We start from the raw sequence: 799 nt of genomic DNA, 5'->3' as shown, positions 1-799 counted from the left end.
TGATTCCTCAGGGCTACGCCCACTTCATTTTATCAAAATTTTTTATACTTTCCTAGACAACAAGAAAATCTCACCTATATATTGGTGAGATTTTCTATTTATTATTAATATACTGTACCAGTTCCACTTATTGTAGTTCCTTTTATACTCGTATATTTAAAATAATGTGGTTCATTTTTAACAGCAAGTCCGTAAGCAGTTTTATCGTCTAATATAAGATTTGTACTAGTTACATAGGAACCATCTGAATCATAGGTAGTAACTTTCATCTCTTGGTCTGCGTCAGGCTCAAACATATGATAAATGGCATATCCAGTAGATGAAATAGAATCTGGACAGGGCTTATATTTATAGTTTGAATATATATATGATCTAAAAGAATAAGTAAAATCTCGTGACTTTTGGTTTAAATCCCAAATATCAGTAGGTATACTAGTACCTTGTATTGAAAAATCATTGTTTGAAAGTTGATTTCCTTCTAATTCAGGAGATATACATCTTAGATGTGGACGTGTTCTAATAATCCCTGCTTCTTCATAAGCTTTAATATTTTCTTCCCCTTTTATTATTATAACTGCAGTAGCTGATATACTACTATCTTTTTGATTATTTTCAGTTGCGTAAGCAATCATAGAGCTTAGTGTTAATATAGCACATAAACCTAACATTAATATTTTTTTCATAACTCTTCCCCCTTGTTTTTTTACGTAGTGTCAAAAGTTTAGAGCAAAATTGACACCTTAGAGTAAAATTTAAGTAGGCAAAACTATCAAAAAAATATTAAAGATGCCCGAAGGCA

At 30.5% G+C, this 799-nt stretch carries 1 protein-coding gene; it reads right to left on the bottom strand.

Annotated features, from left to right (window positions below):
- Positions 1 to 104: 104 nt before the first annotated feature.
- Positions 105 to 683: a hypothetical protein gene (locus L21TH_RS07350; protein ID WP_006313143.1), complete on the bottom strand. Its 579-nt coding sequence runs from the start codon at positions 681 to 683 to the stop codon at positions 105 to 107.
- Positions 684 to 799 lie beyond the last annotated feature (116 nt).

Origin of the sequence: Caldisalinibacter kiritimatiensis (assembly GCF_000387765.1) — a bacterium.
Taxonomy (GTDB): Bacteria; Bacillota; Clostridia; order Tissierellales; family Caldisalinibacteraceae; genus Caldisalinibacter; species Caldisalinibacter kiritimatiensis.
The sequence above is the reverse complement of the archived record's forward strand: the minus strand, read 5'-3'. Positions and strand labels throughout refer to the sequence as shown.

Bases quoted from the DNA above. Each gene is read 5' to 3' on its own strand.
- L21TH_RS07350 (WP_006313143.1), bottom strand. From the start codon at position 683: ATGAAAAAAATATTAATGTTAGGTTTATGTGCTATATTAACACTAAGC.